Genomic DNA, 15,582 nt, shown 5'->3' on the forward strand with positions numbered 1-15,582 from the left:
GGCCACGTCGAGTGTGACGACGCTGACGTCGCTCATCCGACGATTTCGGGAACGATTTCGGCAACGTGTGCGTTTTCCGGGTAACCAAACCACAACACAACGCCCGAGCACCGGTTCCACAGCCGGTCACCGGCCGTCCCTCGAACCACCGCCCAGGTGGAGGTGGGACCCGCCGGGAGGGCGGCGAACCAGCCGACCGAGATGCCACAGGCCGTGAAACAGCCGCTTCCGATCAGCCAGACGAGAAGCCCCACATCTCGTACCGCCGATTCGACCCCACGGTCGATCCGACGAGGAACCAGAACCGAACCGACTCAACCACCGGCACCATCCGCCACCGACGATACCGAAGAAGGACGAATCATTACCACCACACCGAGCGTACCCGTCCTTCGTGTGGCGCGGTGGCGTGCCGGTACCCCGGCACCCGACAACCAGCCCGTCAGGGAGGTAGCTCTATGACCGTCCCGCAGACCACAGCCCCGGACGTCACCAACGAGGCCGACCTCGACAACCAGGGGCCATCGGCCGATCTGGTGCGGGTCTACCTCAATGGTATCGGGCGTACCGCACTGCTCAGCGCCCAGGACGAGGTGGACCTCGCCAAGCGAATCGAGGCCGGAGTGTTCGCCAAGCACCTGCTGGACACTTCGGAGGACATGACCAGGGAGCGTCGTAGCGACCTCAAGACGGTCGTGCGCGACGGCCGTGACGCGAAGAACCACCTGATGGAAGCCAACCTGCGGCTGGTGGTGAGCCTGGCCAAGCGCTACACCGGGCGGGGAATGCCACTGCTGGACCTGATCCAGGAGGGAAACCTGGGCCTGATCCGTGCGGTCGAGAAGTTCGACTACACCAAGGGCTACAAGTTCTCCACCTACGCCACCTGGTGGATCCGACAGGCGATCACACGGGGAATGGCCGATCAGAGCCGTACGATCCGCCTACCCGTGCATCTGGTGGAGCAGGTCAACAAGCTCGCCCGGATCAAGCGGGACCTGCACCAGAAGCTCGGCAGGGAGGCCACCGAGGAGGAGATCGCCGGCGAGGCGGACATGTCAGTGGAAAAGGTGATCGACCTCATGGATCACTCCAAGGATCCGGTCAGCCTGGACATGCCGGTCGGGTCGGAGGAGGACGCCCCGCTCGGGGACTTCATCGAGGACTCCGAGAGCGCCGATGCCGAGAACGCCGTGATCTCCGGGTTCCTGCAGGACGATCTGCGTCGCGTGCTGGACACGCTGGAAGGTCGGGAGCAGCAGGTGATCCGCATGCGTTACGGCCTGGACGACGGTCAGCCGCGCACGCTGGACCAGATCGGCAAGGCGTTCGGGCTCTCCCGGGAACGTGTTCGCCAGATCGAGCGTGAGGTCATGTCGAAGCTGCGGCAGGGTGACCGGGCGAACAAGCTGCGCTCCTACGCGAGCTGAGCCGGAACTCGCACACCGTGTCGCCGGGGTGAACCCGTTCACCCCGGCGACACGACGGCGTCGCGGGAAACACTCCACGTGGAACGGGTCTCCCGCACGCGGAGCGAGCCCTTCAGGTGGAGAAGGTCACCGCGGGCTCAGCAGACGCTCTCGCCAGCGTCGAATGTCCTCGGGAGCGGCACCGTGTCGCATCAGCCAGCCGGCCACCCCCTCCTCGTGCGACTCCAGGCGTTCGAGCGCGTGTTCGATGGCGTGCGCCGGCGCGGAAACGAACTCGTCGACATCGGATTCGTCGACTCCCGGTGGTAGCTCGGGTTCTATCCGGAGTCGCCGCAGCACCTGACGCATGTTGCGGTCGGTGTGCACGTAGTCGGCCACCACCGCGTCGTAGCGAACTCCCGCCGTACGCAACAGCATCGCGCAGGCCACACCGGTGCGGTCCTTGCCCGCGGCACAGTGCACCAGCACCGGACCGTCGGTTTCCACCGCGATCCGGAAGACCTCCAGCAGCGGTTTCGCGGCGAAGTCCAGGATGTAGCCGTACAGCTCCGACAACGTCAGCCAGGGGTCCTGCCCCGACTCCCCGCGCAGCCCTTCGAGCAGCGGGACCCGGTGGACCGTGCTGACGTTTTCCAACGGGTGCACCGCGTCGGATTCCGTACCGGTGTCGCGAAGGTCTATCACCGCTCGGGGCGGCCAGTGAAGAGCCTCCGAGGGGTCCTGGTCCCCGTGATAAGGCGCATCACTGCGTAACAGCACACCGGGACTGGTGGTCACCCCGTCCTCGACGGGCAGTCCCCCCAGATCCCGAAAGTTGACCAGTCCGTTCGGAACACCGTCGCTCCGCTCTGCCATTGGAATGCGCCCTTTCCCTCCAAGCCGTGCGCGGAAGCCTTCCGCGCACGTAATCATGGACAGGATCGCAGGTTCTCCGGCAAGCCTGAAGGCTTCGCTCGTCCCGAGAAGACACGAAGTCCCGTCGCAGTGACTCGGGTCTCCCCTGCGGGGACTCGCGTGTCCCCTGCGAAGACTCACGTATTCCCTGCGAACGAGTGATCCGGCGAAGCGGAGCGCGATGCCCTCGTATTCGGTGCGGCTCCCGCGAGCGCTACTGGTCGCTCGGGACGTCGACCTCCCGCTCGGTGAGAACCACGGTCCGGTCGCCGAGGGGTTCGTCGATCGGGGCGACCACGGGTGGATAGCGCAGATCCATGGTGCACGGACCGGACGGATTCGGGTTCTCCTCGACGAGAACCAGCTCCACCCGTTCGGCACTCTGACCGGTCACCTGGGCGCGCACGCTGCCGCATCCTCCCTCCTGGCCGATCGCGACGAGTTTCCTGCCCGAATTCCTGGTCCAGAGCTCACTGGGATAGCCCTCGGGCAACGCGGAGGCATCGACCTGCTCGGCGGGAACCTCGGTGCCCTTCGGCTTTCGCCCGGGGGGTCCCGCGGCACCGTCGTCGGGCGCGATCCTGGACCGCTGTTGTTCGGAGGGCGGCGGTGGTGGCTGGGCACCGAACCCGACATCGGACCGCCCTTCACCACAGGCGGTCAACGCGAACAGCATCACACCGGCACCCAGCAGGGTTGGCAGTCGTCTCATACCACCTGGACGTGGCCACCCCATTCGCCGGTTGCGCCGCGTGTCGGATTGGCGACAACGCGACACACCGAACCGCCGCGCGGAGTTCATCGGAGCCTGCGCGGTCCGGAGTCGGGAGAATCGGGTGTCGGCCCCAACCCGAGCACCGCACCCGTGACCCAGGCACCCGACGGGGCGGCCAACACCGGCTCCAGAACCAGCTCACGCACTTCGGGCAGATCCTCGGCCAGGCTGGCCACCCGCAGCACGACGTCCGCCATCGAGTCGAGATCCGCCGCCTGGCCCCCGCGATAGCCGGTGAGCATCGGCGCGGCGCGCGGCTCCCTGATCAGCTCCGCCACGTCGGTGTCGGTCAGCGGCACCGCCCGATAGGCACGATCACCGATGAGGTCGTTGGCGGGACCGGCCAGGCCGAAGGAGACGAGGGTACCGAAGGAGGGATCGTCCATCAGCCGTATCACGCACGACGTTCCCTTGGGGGCCATCCGCTGCACGTAGAGCTCGGCCGTTCCGGAAAGTTCGTACAGGTCCCGGTAAGCGGTTCGCACCGCGTCGGGCCCACCGAGGTCGAGACGCACCCCGGCCAGATCCGTACGATGCCGAAGTCGTTCGCTGGCCGACTTCAACGCCACGGGAAACCCGACCTCCTCGGCGGCTGCCACCGCCGAATCGGCATCGGTGACCAGTCGGAACGCCACCACGTCGATCCCGTAGCACTCCAGCAGCAGCACCATCCGCTCGTCGGACAGCCTGCCGATCCCCGTCCCTGTCCATTCCTCGACCAACCGGCGTGCCCGTTCGACGTCGACTCCTTCCGGACGGACGAACTCACCCTGCGGCGCGGCACGCCAGTTCGCGTACCGCACCGCACGGGCCAGCGCCAGCACCGCCCGCTCCGGGCTGGGATAGGAGGGCACCGAGCCGGGGCCGGGAGTTCCGTCCGGCCCCGGAACCGCCAGTTCGTCGGGCACTCCTTCGGCTGCGAGGAAGGTGCTCACCACCGGTTTGGTTCGCAGCGTTCCCGCCTCGTGCAGCGCGGTGCGCAGCTGCCTGGCGTAAGCCGTGCCCGGCACGGCCACGGGCGGGGCGAACACCGTGACCAACGCGTCCACCTCGCTGTTCTCGGCAGCGGAGCGTACCGCCGCGGCGAACTCCTCGGGGCCGGCGGCGGCCCCGACGTCCACCGGGTCCACAACCGGACGCAGCCCCTGCTCCAGGGCGGCGTCGGCGGCCAGCATCCCCAGTGCGCTCGAATTACCAACGATCGCCACCCGCTCACCGCCGGGCAGTGGCTGGTGTGCCAACAACAGCGCGGCGTCGAACATCTGCGCCACGGACTCGACCCGAATGACGCCCGCCTGATCGAACAGCGCCTGCACACTGGTCTCGTCGATCCGTACCGAAGTGGCGGCCAGTCCCGCACGCACGGCGTGACGTCCCGACTTGACCGCGATTATCGGTTTGCTGCGCCCCAGGCGTCGTGCCAGGCGAGCGAACTTGCGCGGATTGCCGAACGACTCCAGGTACAGCAGCACCACGTCGGTGGCGGTGTCGGTCTGCCAGTACTGCAGCAGGTCGTTGCCGGAAAGGTCGGCACGGTTGCCCGCGGAGACGAATGTGGAGACCCCGAGGCCGCGCTCGGTGGCCGCGGCCAGGATCGCCACCCCCAGCGCCCCGGACTGGCAGAAGAACCCGGTCCTGCCGCGTCCGGGCAGGCGCGGGGCCAGACTGGCGTTCAGCCGCTGAGCCGGGTCGGTGTTGACCACACCCAACGCGTTGGGGCCGACCACGCGCATGCCGTAGACCCGCGCCTGGTGCACCATGCTGCTCTCGGCCTCCCGACCGCTGGGACCGACCTCGCTGAAACCCGAGCTGACGATCAGCAGCGCTTTGACGCCCTTGGTCAGGCAGGCGTCCAGCACCTCGGCGACACCACCTGCGGGGATGGCGATCACAGCCAGGTCTATGTCGTCGGGAATGTCGAGCACCGAGGCGTAGGAACGCACTCCCCGGACCGCCCGGTGCTCCGGATTGACCGGGTATATCGGTGCGGCGGAATCGGCCCCGAGCAGGTTGGCCAGCACGGTGTGGCCGATCTTGTCCGGGGCGATGGAGGCGCCGATCACCGCTACCGAACGCGGGTGCAGCAGGTTGTGCACGCTGCGGGCTTCGGCGGCCTGTTCCCTGGCGCGTGCGACCGCCAGTGACTCCTCGGTCGGGTCGAGCGGGAACTCCAGGTGGACCAGTCCCTCCTCCATGGCCCGTTTGACCTCGTAACCGGCGTCACGGAAAACGCGGACCATCTGGGAGTTCTCGGCGAGGACCTCGGCGACGAACCGGCTGAGACCGCACTCCCGCGCCGCGGCCGCGAGGTGTTCGAGCAGGATCGATCCGAGCCCTCTGCCCTGGTGCCCGTCCTGCACCACGAACGCCACCTCGGCCGACTCCTCCGGTTCACGCAGCCGGTCGAAACGCCCCACCGCGACTATGTCGTCACCGAGCAGCGCCACCAGCGCCACCCGGTTGACGTAGTCCACACGGCTGAAGCGGTCGACGTCGCGCTGCGGCATCCGCGGATAGGGCGAGAAGTAGCGGTAGTAACGGGTGCGATCGCTGAGCCTGCCGTGGAATGCCACGAGTTGATCGGCGTCGGCGGGCAGGATCGGCCGCAGATGAACCGTTCCGCCGTCCGAGAGGACGACGTCGGCCTCCCAGTGGCGCGGGTAGTGGGCTTCCGGTTCCCACTGCTGCTGTTCGCTCGCGGAATCGTCCACCGTGAACCTCTCAGCGACTGCCGTGCACTTGTCCGAACTATCGACCGAAGGAACTCGTAGAGCTTTCCCGGTCGTGTTGTCACCCGCAAGTGGTGGTGTTCCCCGCGCGGCACCACCGACCGGATGGCTTCGATCAGTCGCGGCCGTCCAGCGGTTCCAGACCGTGCAGCGGAAAAACCGCGTTCCTGGTGTCCCGGATCGCCGGATCCACCGCGTACTCGGCCGTGCCGTCCCAGGGAGTGAATGCCGTCTCACCCCCGTCGGTCATCGACGTCGGCAGCGCCACGTTGCCCGCGACCTTGCTCGCGTGGGCGATCCAGTCGGCGGGGACGTTGCGCTCGGCCGCGACGTCCCGATCGAGCGCCGTGGCCAGCAGATGGGTCCAGGCGCGGGGGACGACCCTGTGCAGCGCGTAACCACCCCCGCCGAGGATCAACCAGTTCCCCATCGCGTAACGATCGGCGAAACTCCGCAACGAACGGTGGGCGGCGCGTTGCCCGTCCACGGACAGCGCGAGGTCGGCCAACGGGTCCTCCCGGTGCGGATCAGCACCGCACTGGGTAACCAGCACCTGCGGGGCGAACGTATCCAGCAACGAGGGGACCACGGCGTGCAGCGCCCGGAGCCACCCCGCGTCCCCCGTCCCCGGGGGCAGTGCCACGTTCACCGACTCGCCCTTCGCGGCACCCTCGCCGACCTCGGTGGGAAAACCGGTACCCGGCCACAGGGTGTGGGGGTGCTGGTGCAGCGAGATCGTCATCACCCGGGGATCCTCCCGGAACGCCGTCTGCACCCCGTCACCGTGATGCACATCGATGTCCAGGTAGGCGATCCGGTCGATCCCGTTGGCCAACATCCAGGCGATGGCGACCGCGCAGTCGTTGTAGACGCAGAATCCGGCCGCGTTGTCCGCCATCGCGTGGTGCAGGCCGCCCGCCAGGTTGACGGCACGATTGGCACGACCGGACACGATCTGTTCGGCGGCGGTAAGGGAGCCTCCCGCGACGAGCGAGGCCGACTCGTGCATTCGGTCGAATATCGGGTTGTCATCGGTGCCCAGCCCGTGTCCCACGTCGGGGCCCTCCGTTGGAGCGGCTCGAACGGCCGCCAGATACCCGGGCGTGTGAACCCGTTCGAGTTCGGCATCGGCCGCCTGTCCGGGGACCAGTGGAACCACCCCGTCGAGTACCCCCAACGAGCGCGCCAGTCGCATCGTCAGGTCCAGCCGAACAGGGTGCAGCGGATGGTTACCGCCCAGGTCGTAGGAGAGCAGTGACTCGTCCCAGACAACGGCGCACTCGTTGCTCATGGTGGGAAGCTACCCGCCAGGAGGGACGTGACACACCCGTTGACTCATCCCGGCCAGGCACCGGTGGCAGTGGGTCGGTGGGGATCGGCGGACCACTCGGACCAGGACCCCGGGTAGAGCACCGCCGGGTTCTCCGGAGTGCGCAGCCCGGCGTGTTCCAACGCGAGAACCACCGAACAGGCGTTGATCCCGGAACCGCAGTAGGCTCCCGCGCCCCCCGTCGCGGTGAGACCGAACTCGGTGTACCGCGTCGACAGTTCGGTCGGGGAACGCCAGGTGCCGGCAGCGGTGACGTGTTCCCCGGCGGGAGCGTTGTAGGCCCCCGGAATGTGGCCGGCTCGCGGATCCACGGGTTCGGTCTCACCCCGGTACCGCTGGCCCGCCCTGGCATCCAGCAGAATCCCGGTGCGAGCCAGTCGCCGCGCCCCCTCCGCGTCGGTAACCGGCATGTTCCCGGGAGAGACCACGAATTCCCCCGGTTCCGGTCGCGGCACCTCCGTGGTGACGGGCAACCCGGCCGCGGACCACGCGGCGAACCCGCCGTCGAGCACGTGGACATCGGGGTGGCCCGCCCAGCGCAGCAACCACCAGGCGCGCGCGGCCACCGACCCGTCCGCGGAGTCGTATACGACCACTCGCCGGTCGGAGTTCACGCCGGCACGACGAAGCGCTCGCTGCAGCACCTCGGGCTCCGGCAGCGGATGCCTGCCACCCGCCTCCCCTGCTGCTGGGGCGGCCAGCTCGGTCTCGGTGTCGACGAACACCGCCCCCGGCAGGTGCCCCTCGGCGTACTCCCGCTCGCCGGGAGGCCCGAGCAGATTCCAACGAACGTCCAGCACTACGGGCGGCTCGGTACCGCCGAGCGCGGACTCGAGTTGTCGGGGTTTGATCAGCGGACTCATCGCGACCTCCGGTCTCGGTCCGGGTGACTTCATCACGTTGAACGTGCCGATGTTCGACTGCGTGCCCGCCGAACGTCACCGCGGCCCCGGTGACCCGATCTGAGCAGGACGCGAACCCAGCTCGGAAGCCGAGCCACCGGCAGCGCAGCCGCTTCGGCGGCGGCTGTCGGAGCACCGTATCGACATCGTCACGGACCGGTCCGCCCCGCTCCCGAAGGCCGTTGGTTCCCGGGCGACCGCCCGCCCCTCCCGGCGGGGAACGGGCGGAGAAACGAGACTCCGACCGGGCACCAGTCAGGGGCTCGCGTTCGGGCTAGCATTGATGGTGGACCGAATGGGGAGCTGGCGTGAACGATCTCATCGACACCACCGAGATGTATCTCAAGACGATCTACGAGCTTGAGGAAGAAGGGCTCGTCCCGCTCCGAGCCCGCATCGCGGAACGGTTGGAACAGAGCGGGCCGACCGTCAGCCAGACCGTCGCCCGCATGGAGCGGGACGGGCTGCTGTCGGTCGCCGAGGATCGGCACCTGGAACTGACCAAAGCCGGCCGGGAACGGGCCATCGGTGTGATGCGCAAGCACCGCTTGGCCGAGCGACTGCTGGTCGACGTCATCGGTCTGGAATGGGAGCACGTGCACAGCGAGGCGTGCCGCTGGGAGCACGTGATGAGCGAGGCCGTGGAGCGCAAGCTCGTCAACCTGCTCGGCACCCCCAGCACTTCGCCGTACGGAAATCCGATCCCCGGACTGGACGATCTGGGGGTCGGCGACGGTGCTCCCGAGGTGGACACCGAACTGCAACGTGTGGACGAGATCGCCCGCAACGGTGGTGGCCGTGCGTTGGTGTGCAGGATCGCCGAACACGTACAACTCGATCCGGAGCTGATGAACTCGTTGAAAACGGTGGACGTGGTCCCGGGTAACGACATCGAGATAGTCTCCGTGGTCGGCAGCAACAAGCCGATCGACGTGCGGGGCAGCTCCGGTGGGACCCAACTTCCCCCGTCCGTCGCACACGCCGTCCTGGTTCGGCCGCGTTGAGCGGGGCGGCGGAGCGAGCCACGAAGGCTTTCGTGGCGGAACACGAGGTGGAACCGGATTCGGTCTGGTCCGCACCCGGCAGGGTCAACCTCATCGGCGAGCACACCGACTACAACGACGGCTACGTCTTTCCGTTCGCGTTGCCGCACCGCACCGCGGTCGCCGTGCGGCGGCGGGACGACGGTTTGCTGTCGTTGGCCACGCACGGTTCGGACGACACGCTGCAGCGCGCCGGAACGTTCCGGATCGACGACCTCGAAGCGGGCGAGCCGAGCGGCTGGGCGAGCTACCCGGCGGGAGCCGCCTGGGCTCTCCGGGAGTCCGGTATCTCGCTGCCCGGCGCGGATCTGGTCATCTCCGGCGAGGTGCCCACCGGCGCGGGGCTCTCCTCCTCCGCCGCGCTGGAGTGCGCCACCGCGTTGGCGCTGCTGGACGCGGCGGGGCGAGCGCTGGACGGTCCGAACGCACCGGATGTCATGGACGTCGCGCGCTGGACCCGTCGGGCCGAGAACGAGTTCGTCGGGGCCCCGACGGGACTGCTGGACCAGACGGCCTCGTTGCGCTGCGAACGAGCTCACGCGTTGTTCTTCGACGTACGCTCGGGAGAGACCGAGCAGATCCCGTTCGACGCCGCGGGCAGCGGGCTGGAAGTGCTGGTCGTCGATACCCGCGCGAACCATTCGCACAGCGAGTCCGGTTACGGGGACCGGCGGAAGGGGTGCGAACAGGCGGCCGAACTGCTCGGGCTCTCCGCGCTGCGGGACATCTCGGCGGCGGAGCTGGACGACGCGCTGCGACGGCTGCCCGAGGAGTCGCGTCCGCTGGTTCGGCACGTGGTGACCGAGAACGACAGGGTGCTGGAAACGTTGCGGCGGCTGCGGCGCGACGAACTCGCCGAGGTCGGTGAGCTGTTGACCGCCTCGCACACGAGCCTGCGCGACGACTACCGGGTCTCCTGCGCGGAGCTCGACGTCGCCGTCGAGGCGGCGCTGGAATCGGGCGCCTCGGGTGCCCGGATGACCGGCGGTGGTTTCGGGGGGTCGGCGATCGCGTTGGTCTCCACCGAGCTGCGTCCCCGGACGGAGCAGGCCGTCACCGAAGCGTTCGAGCGGCACGGTTTCGCCTCGCCTCGGCTGTTCACCGCCGTTCCCTCCACCGGAGCGGCACGGGATCGTTAGTCGCGTGGAGGGCCGGCGCACTCGCCGCGACGTGAGCGGGTACCTGCTCGGAGCTTCCTCACGGAGCGCACCGGGGATCGTTCTACGCTGTGAATCGATACTGTCGGGAGGTAGTGCAACGTGAAACTGCTGGTAACCGGAGGCGCCGGATATGTGGGTAGCGTCTGTGCCGCCCGGCTGCTCGAAGCGGGGCATCAGGTGGTGGTACTCGACGATCTGTCCACCGGGCACGCGGACGCCGTGCCCGAGGGTTGTCGGCTGGTAACGGGCGATGTCGCCGGGCACGCGTCGGAGGTCCTCGCGGAGGGATTCGACGGGGTGCTGCATTTCGCCGCCAAATCGCTGGTGGCGGAGTCGACGAAGGACCCGGCGCGTTACTGGCACGGCAACGTGCTGACCTCCGTGCGACTGCTGGACGCGATGCGCGAGCACGCTGTCGAGCGAATCGTGTTCTCCTCGACCGCGGCGGTCTACGGGCAGCCCGACTCGGTTCCGATCACCGAAGAGGCCCCGACTCGGCCCACCAACCCCTACGGGGCCACCAAGCTGGCCATCGATCACGCCATCACCTCCTACGCGACCGCGTACGGCATCGCGGCCACGAGCCTGCGGTACTTCAACGTGGCCGGTGCCCACGGGGGGCTGGGAGAGCGGCACACGGTGGAGACGCACCTGATTCCGATCGTTCTCGAAGTGGCACGCGGTCTGCGCGACCGCGTCCACATCGCCGGGGACGACTGGCCCACGCCGGACGGCACCTGTCTGCGGGACTACATCCACGTGCGGGACCTGGCGGAAGCGCACGTACTGGCCCTGGAGAAATCGCTGCCGGGCAACCACCGGATCTACAACCTCGGTAACGGCACCGGCTTCTCGGTCAAGCAGGTCATCGACGCGTGCCGTGCGGTTACCGGCAGGGAGATTCCCGCGGAAGTGGCGGAACGGCGTCCGGGGGATCCCGCCACGCTGGTGGCCTCGAGCGAGCGGGCCCAGCAGGAGTTGGGCTGGTACCCACAGCGCCGCGAGATCGAGGAGATCGTACGCGACGCGTGGGACTTCGTCCGCGACGACAGGAACTGACCGAGTACGGCAGCGGACCGGATCGAGCTTTTCCACTCGACGAGGGCTCGTCGCGCACCCGTCCCCGGTTCGGCGGAACCGTTCCGGCCACTGCCGGTGGCCGGACTCACGTTTCCTCCTGTTCGATCATCAACCGCGCGTCCACCGCGGTGTCGCGCACCACGACGGCGAGTTCCTCCGGACCTATCCCGCTGTCCAGCGCTCGCCGCAACAGCTCACCGAGACGGTGCGCGGGCCTGGTCCGTTCGACCCGGTCCAGCGCCACGCTCGCGAGGGCACCGTCACCCCGCAGATACGCGGAGAACGCCAGCAGTGCGGCCACATCGGCGACCTCGGGTTCGGGCGCTTTTCTGACCAGCACGAACCACAGCTGTTCGGCGGCACGGGACCAGACGGTCAGCGCGATTCCCATGGCCAGGTCCCGCACCCGGTAATCGGACAACGCCACCAGCACTCGCAACAGGTCCTCCTCGGTCAGCGGACTGCCCCGCGCGGTACGGCGGATCGCGGCGAACACCGCCTCGGTGTCGGCGGCGCACATCGTCGCGTCACCCCGGTGCGGCTCCGCCTCGTCCTGCATCAGGTTCAGCCGTGCCGACCACCTGGCCGTGGTCTCCGGGGACTCCGGAGCGATACTCGCCGCGAGTTCCTCCCTGCTGGAGAACGTGATCGCCCCCGCCACGGCCAGCTCGGCCGCCAGCGGGGAGGACCTCGGATCGGGTACCGTTCCGTCCCATCGCTCGCCGTAGCACCGCCAGATCCCGTCCGGTCGGATCTCGGGCGTCCAGAGTGCCCGGACGAGCGGTATGTCGGCCGTGCGCAGCTCGTGCCGCAATGACTCCACCAGTCCGGAGTGCGGTGGATCCCCCGTGACGGGATCCGGCGGCCGTACGGTTGCGGGAGCGTCGCTTCCGGACTCCGCCGGATCGATGTCCGGGGCCGGATCGATGTCCGGGGCCGGATCGATGTCCGGGGCCGGATCGATGTCCGGGGCCGGATCGATGTCCGGGGCGGAATCGGCGGCCGGGGTCGCGACGACGGCGGCCAGCAGACCGTCGGGAGCGTCGTGCGAAACCGGCCCCCGCACCAGTTCCGCCGCCAGTTCACGACGGCAGCTCGGTTCGGGGAGATCCACCCGGGCGGTCATCCCCAGCCTCGCCACCTCCGGGCCGCCGTGCAGCGTGGTCAGTACCAGTGAATCCCTCGGGTAGAAGCCGAGCAGGTGCGGAATCGCAGCCAGGTACTCCGCCGGGGCCGAGAGTCGGACAGTGCGTTGCTTCGCGGTAGAACCCATACCTCCAAAGTCGACGTCACGGAGCTGACGCGAAAACCCGGATTCCGCTGCTTGTGCAGGGTTCGAGGAGATGTGGACGACTAACGGACGGCAGGCCGCCCGGTGTAGCTCGGTGGCGTCACCGAGCCGCACCGAGCGGTGCCGCTACGCGGGTTCAGAAGAAACGATCACGCTCACCACGAGCGACCACCACGGGAACGCGGAGCTCGCTGTCCGACAGGTCCAGGCGCAGCCCGGTTCCGGCGGACGGGCGCAGCGTGTAGTCGTGATCGCTGGAGAGCACGACCAGCCCGAGACTGTGCCCACGTCGGAGGACGTAGTCGTCGGGCATCATGCTCACCTCGATCCGGTACTGCTCACCCGGTTCGATCGGGGTTGTCCTCGCCACGGAACGACGATTCTGCGGATCGGTCCAGCCACGGGTGATGGGGGTGACGGTGCCGTCGGGAGCACGATCGACGAGCATGGCCGTGACGTTGGCGGCGGGACGGTCGAACGACAGCGCGAGTTCCGCCCGCGCCGTGCCGCTGATCCGGACACCGCGCGGTAGGTCACGCGTGAAGTAGGCCAGCCGGTGCGGTGAGCTCTCCACCCTCGCGAGTTCCTCGGCCGTCTCGCCCGCGTCGTCGCGCAGACTCTCGACGACGTCCGTCGAACCGTGGCGGAACAACCGCAGACCACCGCGCTCGGAACCACCGGGGATCGGGCTCAGCGAGATCTCGCGGGCGGCGGGAGCGGGCCACTCCCACTCGCGATGCCAGCTGCCGTCGGCGCGCTGGATGGTCGCCCGGGGTTCGAAGCGAACTCCGTTGTTCACACCGTGCAGATAGTGCGTGAACCAGCGGTTCAGCGTACGCAGCCACTCGTCCCGGCGTACTCCGATGGGGTCGAGATGCCCACCCCGGTGCCACCAGATCCGGTGCTCGACGCCGTTCTCGCGCAGCGCCTCGTACCACTGTGCCGCCTGCTTGGTCTTGACGTTCCAGTCGTTGAGGCCGTGCACCGTCAGCACGGAGGCGTCGATGTTCGAGACCCCGTCGAGATAGTCGCGTTCGTTCCAGAACTCGTTGTAGTCACCGGTCAGCCGGTCCTGCTCTCGGCGCAACCGGTCGATGACGGCCGAGCAGTCCCGGTCGTTGGTGTGCACGTACTCGGCGAGCACATCGGTGTCCTCACCCTGGTAACCGCCGGGCGCCACCACCGCCCCGTCCGCGCGGTAGTAGTCGTACCAGCTGGATATCGCGCCGATCGGCACGATCGTCTCCAGGCCCTCCACACCGGTCGTGGCCACCGCGTTGGGCAGTGTTCCGTTGTAGGAGACACCCATCATGGCGACCTGCCCGGTGGACCAGTCGGCCGTAACCTGCTCGCCGGAGGAATCGTGCGCGGGGGCCCGCCCGTTCAGCCAGTCGATGACCGACTTGGCGCCGATGGTCTCGTTGCGTCCACCGGAGGTCGGGCACCCTTCGGAGGCCCCGCTTCCCAGTGACTCGGCGTAGACGACCGCGTATCCCCGTTCCAGCAGGAAATCCTGGTAAGCCCAGTCGATCTCGGCGGATGCGGATCTGGCGGAAGAGGCTCCGACTCCCGCGGCGTGTGCCGCGGCCCGATCCGGAACGTAGAGCTCACGATCGACCTCGTGGTTGGTGACCGGGTTGCCGCCCGCGAAGTAGGGGCTGGCCCGGTAGACGACCGGAGCACGCATCCCGTGCTCGGTCTCCTCCGGACGGACGACCTGCACGTGCACCCGGTCGTCACGCCCGTCGCCGTCACTGTCCACATCGGCCGTTACGAACAGGTCCTCACGCACGGCGTTCGCGGCATCGAACACCGGTTGCGCCGCGCCGTCCTCGATCACCGGCTCCGGTGGTCGTGTGACCTCTCCCGCGCTCGCGGGGGCACCGGTCAACGGCAGGACCACCAGGGCGGAGACGACGGCCGCTCGCGCTCGCCACATGCGAACTCCACGATCAGGTTGCAAGGTCAACCAGCAGCTTGCCACCCACCGATGGAATGTCAATCACGAAGCGCGGCGGATTTGCGCCAATGTGTAGCCGAGGAATCGGAGTGCTTTCGCCCGGCCGCGCGAAAACGGGGCATCCGCCCGAGCGGGAATCCGCGGCACCGGCGTCAGCGGGGCCAGGAGTACCCTAGCTGCCTCGCGTTCTCTGGAGAACCACCGCAGATCTCACCGAGCTCCCGTGGATCCGCGGTGCGAATTCGCTCGGCGAACTCGGCCGCCTGGGTCAACGGGTCGGTCTCGGTAACGGGCCACACGATCCTGAACTGCAGCCACGGCTCGGCGGAGGAGGGTCGACGCGGATACATGAAGAAGATGTTGATCCGATCCCTCTCCCAGGGGTAGGAATGTACTCCGCTGAGTAGGCAGCTCCATCGTTCGAACGGTTGCGGCCGCTGCTCGAGGTCTCGCCACAACAGCCGAGCCACGGTGTACGCGGTCCACTCCCAGCTTCGATCGGAGCGGGCCCGATCGATCTCCGCCCGGTACTGCCGCGCGTCGAACCGGAAGTCGGGCAGCTCGGGGTCCGAACTGTCCGGATCGCGCCAGCCGTACCAGACGATCTGGTCACCGTCGCGGCGGATCGTCACGTACAGCGCGCCGCAGCACTCCTCGGTGCAGACAGCCTCGGCCAACCGCACCTCGTGCGGTTCGCTGCTCGCGAGCAGCGGAGTCTCGGGCGCCAACAGCCGGAACGGGGGTTCGGCCGGTTTGCCGGGCAGCCCGGTGGCGACGACGTCCGTGCCGTCGACCAATGGCCGCACCTCGACCGTCGCGCCGACCTCCGGCGGATCGGGAACGATCACTCGCAGGGCAAGACAATTCGTTTCGTCGGTCACCGATCGAGCGTGACGCCCGCACCACGGTCGCCGCCACCGGTTTTCCCGACCGCCGTCCCGCCCAGGAGTTCGGACGAGGAATCGGGGAGCCGATCGGCGGACCGGCT

General features: G+C 68.4%; 12 protein-coding genes. 4 read left to right on the forward strand and 8 right to left on the reverse strand.

All coding sequences use genetic code 11. The features are described 5' to 3' along the window. Positions 1-458: 458 nt before the first annotated feature. A complete protein-coding gene (locus BM394_RS15320; RefSeq protein ID WP_092979159.1) occupies positions 459-1,430 on the forward strand; it encodes a sigma-70 family RNA polymerase sigma factor in 972 nt (323 codons plus the stop codon). Positions 1,431-1,556: 126 nt separating this feature from the next. On the opposite strand, the gene BM394_RS15325 is transcribed toward BM394_RS15320, so the two are convergent. From BM394_RS15325 to BM394_RS15345, 5 genes are all read right to left on the reverse strand, one after another. Beyond that, positions 1,557-2,285, reverse strand: coding sequence for a tyrosine-protein phosphatase (locus BM394_RS15325; RefSeq protein WP_092979161.1), 729 nt, complete (start codon positions 2,283-2,285; stop codon positions 1,557-1,559). 253 nt (positions 2,286-2,538) lie between these two features. Continuing rightward, the gene (locus tag BM394_RS15330; protein ID WP_245780220.1) at positions 2,539-3,036 is read right to left on the reverse strand and encodes a hypothetical protein; all 498 of its coding nucleotides are present in this window, start codon (positions 3,034-3,036) and stop codon (positions 2,539-2,541) included. 86 nt (positions 3,037-3,122) lie between these two features. Beyond that, on the reverse strand, positions 3,123-5,810 hold the full coding sequence (locus tag BM394_RS15335) for a bifunctional acetate--CoA ligase family protein/GNAT family N-acetyltransferase (protein ID WP_092979165.1): 2,688 nt from the start codon (positions 5,808-5,810) through the stop codon (positions 3,123-3,125). A 133-nt stretch (positions 5,811-5,943) separates the two neighbouring features. Further along, on the reverse strand, positions 5,944-7,119 hold the full coding sequence (locus BM394_RS15340; RefSeq protein ID WP_092979167.1) for an acetoin utilization protein AcuC: 1,176 nt from the start codon (positions 7,117-7,119) through the stop codon (positions 5,944-5,946). Between the two features lie 44 nt (positions 7,120-7,163). Next, complete coding sequence (locus BM394_RS15345; RefSeq protein ID WP_092979397.1) at positions 7,164-8,021, reverse strand: sulfurtransferase; 858 nt, start codon at positions 8,019-8,021, stop codon at positions 7,164-7,166. Between the two features lie 347 nt (positions 8,022-8,368). Here BM394_RS15345 and BM394_RS15350 point away from each other — a divergent pair, with 347 nt between their 5' ends. The 3 genes from BM394_RS15350 to galE all read left to right on the forward strand — a co-directional run bounded on the left by BM394_RS15350 (position 8,369) and on the right by galE (position 11,322). Then, complete coding sequence (locus BM394_RS15350) at positions 8,369-9,064, forward strand: iron-dependent transcriptional repressor DtxR (RefSeq protein ID WP_092927147.1); 696 nt, start codon at positions 8,369-8,371, stop codon at positions 9,062-9,064. After that, on the forward strand, positions 9,061-10,242 hold the full coding sequence (gene galK, locus BM394_RS15355; protein WP_092979169.1) for a galactokinase: 1,182 nt from the start codon (positions 9,061-9,063) through the stop codon (positions 10,240-10,242). The genes BM394_RS15350 and galK overlap by 4 nt, the downstream gene beginning before the upstream one ends. A gap of 120 nt (positions 10,243-10,362) precedes the next feature. Next, entirely contained in the window at positions 10,363-11,322 is a 960-nt protein-coding gene (gene galE, locus BM394_RS15360; RefSeq protein ID WP_092979171.1) for a UDP-glucose 4-epimerase GalE, read from the forward strand. Positions 11,323-11,428: 106 nt separating this feature from the next. Here galE and BM394_RS15365 read toward each other — a convergent pair whose 3' ends face one another. The 3 genes from BM394_RS15365 to BM394_RS15375 all read right to left on the reverse strand — a co-directional run bounded on the left by BM394_RS15365 (position 11,429) and on the right by BM394_RS15375 (position 15,475). After that, entirely contained in the window at positions 11,429-12,616 is a 1,188-nt protein-coding gene (locus BM394_RS15365) for a DUF4192 domain-containing protein (RefSeq protein WP_092979173.1), read from the reverse strand. A 154-nt stretch (positions 12,617-12,770) separates the two neighbouring features. Continuing rightward, positions 12,771-14,573, reverse strand: a complete 1,803-nt coding sequence (locus BM394_RS15370) for a Xaa-Pro dipeptidyl-peptidase (RefSeq protein WP_092979175.1) — start codon at positions 14,571-14,573, stop codon at positions 12,771-12,773. A gap of 173 nt (positions 14,574-14,746) precedes the next feature. Further along, positions 14,747-15,475, reverse strand: a complete 729-nt coding sequence (locus tag BM394_RS15375; protein WP_139235240.1) for a hypothetical protein — start codon at positions 15,473-15,475, stop codon at positions 14,747-14,749. Positions 15,476-15,582: the final 107 nt, after the last annotated feature.

It is taken from the genome of Actinopolyspora lacussalsi subsp. righensis (assembly GCF_900116555.1).
GTDB classification, from domain to species: domain Bacteria; phylum Actinomycetota; class Actinomycetes; order Mycobacteriales; family Pseudonocardiaceae; genus Actinopolyspora; species Actinopolyspora lacussalsi.

What these genes read in the sequence shown, in the direction of transcription:
- BM394_RS15345 (WP_092979397.1), bottom strand. Translation starts at nt 8,021, where the DNA reads ATGAGTCCGCTGATCAAACCCCGACAACTCGAGTCCGCGCTCGGCGGT.
- BM394_RS15320 (WP_092979159.1), top strand. Translation starts at nt 459, where the DNA reads ATGACCGTCCCGCAGACCACAGCCCCGGACGTCACCAACGAGGCCGAC.
- BM394_RS15365 (WP_092979173.1), bottom strand. Translation starts at nt 12,616, where the DNA reads ATGGGTTCTACCGCGAAGCAACGCACTGTCCGACTCTCGGCCCCGGCG.
- BM394_RS15325 (WP_092979161.1), bottom strand. Translation starts at nt 2,285, where the DNA reads ATGGCAGAGCGGAGCGACGGTGTTCCGAACGGACTGGTCAACTTTCGG.
- BM394_RS15370 (WP_092979175.1), bottom strand. Translation starts at nt 14,573, where the DNA reads ATGTGGCGAGCGCGAGCGGCCGTCGTCTCCGCCCTGGTGGTCCTGCCG.
- BM394_RS15340 (WP_092979167.1), bottom strand. Translation starts at nt 7,119, where the DNA reads ATGAGCAACGAGTGCGCCGTTGTCTGGGACGAGTCACTGCTCTCCTAC.
- BM394_RS15330 (WP_245780220.1), bottom strand. Translation starts at nt 3,036, where the DNA reads ATGAGACGACTGCCAACCCTGCTGGGTGCCGGTGTGATGCTGTTCGCG.